The organism is Dialister sp. UBA1703, assembly GCA_002320515.1.
Classification (GTDB): domain Bacteria; phylum Bacillota; class Negativicutes; order Veillonellales; family Dialisteraceae; genus Dialister.
Genome location: DCJJ01000107.1, coordinates 1034 through 6556, shown reverse-complemented (window position 1 = coordinate 6556; position 5523 = coordinate 1034). Strand labels below are relative to the sequence as shown.

The 5523-nt window shown below is 49.8% G+C and carries 4 protein-coding genes and 1 pseudogene; 4 read left to right on the top strand and 1 reads right to left on the bottom strand.

Features of this window, described 5'->3' with window-relative positions; all coding sequences use genetic code 11:
• Positions 1-7 precede the first annotated feature (7 nt).
• Together B2Y11_RS05075 and B2Y11_RS05070 are read left to right on the top strand one after the other, a co-directional pair.
• Complete coding sequence (locus tag B2Y11_RS05075; RefSeq protein WP_291056263.1) at positions 8-148, top strand: LuxR C-terminal-related transcriptional regulator; 141 nt, start codon at positions 8-10, stop codon at positions 146-148.
• A gap of 89 nt (positions 149-237) precedes the next feature.
• A pseudogene (locus tag B2Y11_RS05070) lies at positions 238-396 on the top strand (GMP synthase (glutamine-hydrolyzing)); the annotation flags it as partial.
• 299 nt (positions 397-695) lie between these two features.
• On the opposite strand, the gene B2Y11_RS05065 reads toward B2Y11_RS05070, so the two are convergent.
• Complete coding sequence (locus B2Y11_RS05065) at positions 696-1109, bottom strand: winged helix-turn-helix transcriptional regulator (RefSeq protein WP_291056955.1); 414 nt, start codon at positions 1107-1109, stop codon at positions 696-698.
• A gap of 180 nt (positions 1110-1289) precedes the next feature.
• On the opposite strand from B2Y11_RS05065, the gene B2Y11_RS05060 reads away from it, so the two are divergent.
• Together B2Y11_RS05060 and B2Y11_RS05055 are read left to right on the top strand one after the other, a co-directional pair.
• Positions 1290-2675 (top strand): replication-associated recombination protein A, encoded by a 1386-nt coding sequence (locus B2Y11_RS05060; protein WP_291056953.1) that lies wholly within the window; start codon positions 1290-1292, stop codon positions 2673-2675.
• Between the two features lie 217 nt (positions 2676-2892).
• Positions 2893-5400: an excinuclease ABC subunit UvrA gene (locus B2Y11_RS05055; protein ID WP_291056951.1), complete on the top strand. Its 2508-nt coding sequence runs from the start codon at positions 2893-2895 to the stop codon at positions 5398-5400.
• Positions 5401-5523 lie beyond the last annotated feature (123 nt).

Below are 5523 nucleotides of genomic sequence, written 5' to 3'. Positions count from 1 at the left end.
CAAGGAAATAGCAGATGAACTGCACATCAGCATACGAACTGTCAGCTTCCATGTGAGCAATATGCTTCGTAAGACAGGACATAAAAGTTTAATCGGCCTGGCGGTGGAAGCGGCGGACAAGGGCTATGCGCCGGGGATCCGTAAATAAGGCGGTCTGCCGGAAAGCACGAATCCATTCCGGGCAGTCTGCTTTTATAAGAACTTTATGTATTACTTTGTCAGGAAACTCCTTACATCGCGGATACTTCCTCCGACGGCATGACGGCTGATTATTTCCGCTTCCCCTGGGAAGTGCTGGACGAAATGAGCCGCCGTATCTGCAACGAAGTGGCCGGAGTGAACAGAGTGGTCTACGACATTACCTCCAAGCCGCCGAGCACCATTGAATGGGAATAAATGCTCAAATCCCCACAAACCTTGATTTTTCAAGATTTGCGGGGATTTTTACTATCTTCATGGGATGACTGGGGGATAAATCATTTATGCCTCCTGATTCTTCCAGGAAAGGCCTGTTTCGTCAATGGAGTGGTCATGACCCTTCTGCGCATGGAGCAGGAAATGATCCGGCTTCCCGGCGGATACTGATCCATCCAGAAGTCAAAGGATTTCTCGGCAGCGTTTGGAGTATTTTTGTTCCTTCAGATTTTTGATTTCAGTGAGTAGCTTCTGAAGCTAAAGATCCTCTGGAGAGTTTATCAGCTCTTTGGGAGATCTTTTTCGTGCTTAAATCCCCAGCACATGATGGCATAGAACACCGGGAGCAGGTCCCTGCCCATAGGAGAGAATGAGTATTCCACGCGAGGTGGAATTTCATTAAACTGCCTGCGGGTGATCAGACCATGGGCTTCCAGTTCGCGCAGTGTCTTTGTCAGCATGGTGTTCGTGATACCGGTCAGATCTTTTTTCAGAACGCCGAATCGTACGGTGTCATAGATGCAGAATTCATAGAGAACCTGGGTTTTCCATTTCCCCTGCAGCATTTTAAGGAGAGGGGTCACGGGGCAGTTTCCGCTATCCGTTAAGATTCCTGTTTTCACTTTCTGCAAATACTCTTCATAACTTATATAGTTCTGTTCAGAATTCTTTTGTGATGCATTGTCTGATGGCATACATTCCTCCGGTATATTTTCTGATACTAAGCAAGTAAAAACTGAGTACTTGCATATTATTATAAAGCAAGTATAATAAATGTACTTAGTAAAGTCAACGCTTGAAGACCTGCGTCACAGTGCCTGTGATTCCATGCAGCATTGTGATACAGAAGATAAGTAAAGGTGGCGTAACAGCAGATGAATCTTTTTGAATATGCGGCTGAAAGTTTGAAAGAAAAGGAGGCTCCCCTTGCTGCCAGGATGCGTCCTCAGATTTTGGATGAGGTGGTTGGTCAGGAGGACATTATAGGAAAGGATAAGCTCCTTTACCGTGCAATCAAAGCGGACCGGATCAGTTCGGTTATTTTTTATGGTCCGCCGGGCGTAGGGAAAACCACTCTGGCACGTGTTATCGCGGGTACTACATCTGCTGATTTCCATCAGGTGAATGCAACGATTGCAGGGAAGAAAGATCTGGAGGAAGTTGTCGCAAGAGCTAAGGAGAATCTGGGTGGTTACGGAAGGAAAACAATTCTTTTCATTGATGAGATTCATCGGTTTAATAAGGCACAGCAGGACTATTTGCTGCCATATGTGGAAGACGGCACGGTGATTTTGATCGGCGCCACAACAGAGAATCCCTATTTTGAAGTGAATGGAGCACTTCTTTCAAGATCGAGAATTTTTGGACTGAAACCGCTGTCGAAGGAGAATATTCTGACTTTGATCCACAGGGCCTTCGCTTCAGAAAGGGGAGTCAAACCATACCATGCTGATATTACGGGGGAGGCGGCAGATTTTCTGGCAGACATGGCAGATGGAGATGCCCGCGCCGCGCTGAATGCGATAGAACTTGCTGTGCTTACAACTGATCCGGGAAGTGATGGAAAGATACATGTCACTTTGGAGGTGGCGGAGGAATGCATACAGAAGAAGGCCATCCGCTACGATAAGACCGGGGATAATCATTACGATACCATTGCTGCTTTTATTGAGTCCATGTGTGGCTCAGATCCGGATGCGGCCCTTTATTATCTGGCCCGTATGCTGGAAGCAGGTGAGGATGTGAAGTATATTGCACGCAGAATGCTGGTAGCTGCATCTGAAGAAGTCGGTAATGCCGACCCCATGGCAATCTGTGTGGCAGCATCGGCGGCAATCGGTGTAGAGCGCGTTGGCATGCCGGAGGGTAGAATCATTTTGGCACAGGCCGCTTCCTATATCGCTTCAGCTCCCAAATCCAATTCTGCTTATCTTGGCATTGAGAAGGCTCTGGCCATTGTCCGGAAGACAGGAAATCTACCGATTCCTTCCTACCTGCAGGACTCTAGTTATAAAGGTGCCAAAAAGCTGGGTCGGGGGATTGGTTACAAGTATGCCCATAATTATCCGAACCACTGGGTGAAGCAGCAGTATCTTCCGGATGAGATTCGTGAAGAGAAGATATATGAGCCTAATGATATCGGTCACGAGACGGACATTAAAGCTTATTTCAGAAAAATTGGAAAAGACCCGGAAAGGTATGCTTTTGTTGATCCATCGCTGTCAGGAAAGCCCTGGAAACCATGGGAGAATAAAAAATGATATCTGGAAATGGGCGAAAACGCATCCCAATAAAAGGCTTTTGATTGAAGATACAAGGAAATGACGCCGTGCGGAAATCATGAGCCTGTATGGGATCATGGTGGAGCTTGAAAAGGCTTATTGGATAGGGCGCAGAACCTGATGGCATCCATTGGCAGAGTATAATCAAGATACTTTGACGAATGGCTGTCATCCCGGGTAGATGAAGGAGAATATGATGAAGAAAGAAAATCACAGCATACAAAGGCTGCCGAGGAATATCGAGGTGCGGGGGGCCAAAGTCCACAATCTGAAAAATATTGATGTGGATATCCCGCTCCATGAAATCGTAGCGATTGCCGGTGTTTCGGGATCGGGGAAATCCTCCCTGGCTCTTGGCGCGCTCTATGCGGAAGGATCTCGCCGGTATTTGGAATCCCTGTCTACCTATACCCGCCGGAGAATGACACAGGCAGAGCGGGCAGATGTGGATGATATCAGATATGTGCCGGCGGCTCTTGCGCTGCGCCAGCGTCCGGGAGTTCCGGGCATCCGCAGTACCTTCGGGACACTTTCTGAACTTTTGAACAGTCTGCGTCTTATGTTTTCCCGGCTGGCAAGTCACCGCTGCCCCAATGGCCATTACTGCCCTCCCTCTCTTTCTGTGGCAGCCATGCAGGAAATCACCTGTCCCGTATGCGGGGTAAAATTTTATGGTCCTGGAGCGGAAGAACTTGCATTCAACAGCAGCGGCGCCTGCCCGACCTGCGGTGGGACAGGGGTGGTCCGAAATGTGAATGAGGCAGCCCTGGTGCCCGATGATTCCAAGACCATCGATGAGGGAGCTGTAGTTGTCTGGGGAACTCTGATGTGGTCGCTCATGAAGGATATCGTTCGCACCATGGGCGTCAGGACAGACGTGCCTTTTCGCGACCTGACACCGGAAGAAAAAGAAATCGTCTACCACGGGGAGCTGAAGAAGCACCATATCCACTATGTGAATCCAAATACACTGGAACCGGCGGAGATGGATTTCAATTATTACAGCGCAGTGAATTCCGTGAAAAATGCCCTGGCTAAAGTGAAGGATGAAAAGGGAATGAAGCGGCTTGAAAAATATCTGGAAGAGGATGTGTGCCCGGACTGCGGGGGAACCAGGCTGTCGGAAGCGGCCCGGAGTCCCCATCTTAGAGGAATCGGGCTGGACAAGGCATCGGCCATGACCCTTTCTGAGCTGATCCCCTGGGTACAGGGAGTTCCTTCCTCGCTTCCGGAAGAGATGCGTCCCATGGCGGAAAATATATGCGAATCGTTTATGGATGTTTCAAAGCGGCTCATGGACCTGGGACTGGGGTATCTTTCGCTGGACCGGGCGGCTTCTACGCTTTCTACCGGCGAGAGGCAGCGCGTGCAGCTGGCAAGGGCAGTAAGAAACCGTACGACCGGTGTGCTCTACGTTCTTGATGAGCCATCCATTGGACTTCACCCTTATAATCTTCAGGGGCTCACCGGAGTGATGGATGATTTGCAATCCGATGGAAACTCTGTCATCCTTGTGGATCATGATACGCAGGTGTTGAAACATGCCGACTGGATGATAGAGATGGGGAAGGGGGCCGGTGCGGAAGGCGGAACGATTATTTCCCAGGGAACAGTGGAAGATATTTCGAAGAATCCGGAATCTGTCATAGGCCCCTATCTGTCCGATCACTATGAATCAAGAATCCGACCCGTCACAGAGAGAGAGGCCCTGTTTGACAAGGGAGCGATTCATCTGGAGACTGGGGCCATCCATACGGTGCATCCTCTAGACGTGCGGATACCGATGGGGCGTCTGACTGTGGTGACAGGGGTCTCCGGATCCGGAAAAACGACCATGGTCCTGGAAAGTCTGATTCCAGCCCTGAGGGCTGAAATCAGCGGACAGAAGCTGCCTTCCCATGTGAAGAAGGTAGAGGCAGACGGCATTACCCAGGTCAAGCTCATCGATGCCACGCCCATTGGTATCAATGTACGGTCTACAGTAGCCACTTATGCCAATGTACATGACGGGCTCAGAAAAGTATATGCCCGAACGGCAGACGCCAGGGAACATCACTATAAAGCGGGAGATTTTTCATACAACACAGGGAAACTCCGCTGCCCTACCTGTGACGGCACAGGCGAGATTTCACTGGATGTCCAGTTTCTGCCGGACGTTCAAATTCCCTGCCCCGACTGCCGGGGATCCCGGTACAGAAAGGAAGCCTATGACATTCACCGCAAGGCCAAAGATGGAAAGGAATACAGCCTGCCGGAACTTATGAATATGAGTGTGGATCAGGTGCTCAACGCCCTGGGGGGACTTAAACTCCTGCAGCAGCGCCTGCAGGTGCTGCATGACCTTGGACTTGGATACCTCACACTGGGGGAGGAAACGCCGGGACTTTCCGGCGGCGAGGCACAGCGGCTGAAACTGGCCAGTGAAATGGGAAAAGGGCAGAGTGATTCCGTATTCGTCTTCGATGAACCTACCATCGGGCTGCATCCGCAGGATGTGAGGACGCTTCTCCATGTTTTCCAGACCCTCATTGATCATGGGGCAACACTGGTTGTTATTGAACATGATCTCGATGTCATAAGGAATGCGGATTATATTGTGGATATGGGACCGGGAGGAGGAAAGGAAGGCGGCCGGATCATTGCCCGGGGTACGCCTGAGGAAATCCGGCAGAATACAGACAGTTTGACCGGCCGGTTCATATAATGCCATCATAGGGGATGCAGTTGTTCTCCTGTATGCTCCGTGAAAATGTTTTTCTCTGACCTTTGCCTTAGGGAAGTACTGATTAATTTGCAGAATCGAATTTCATATGTATTTTTATCCAAT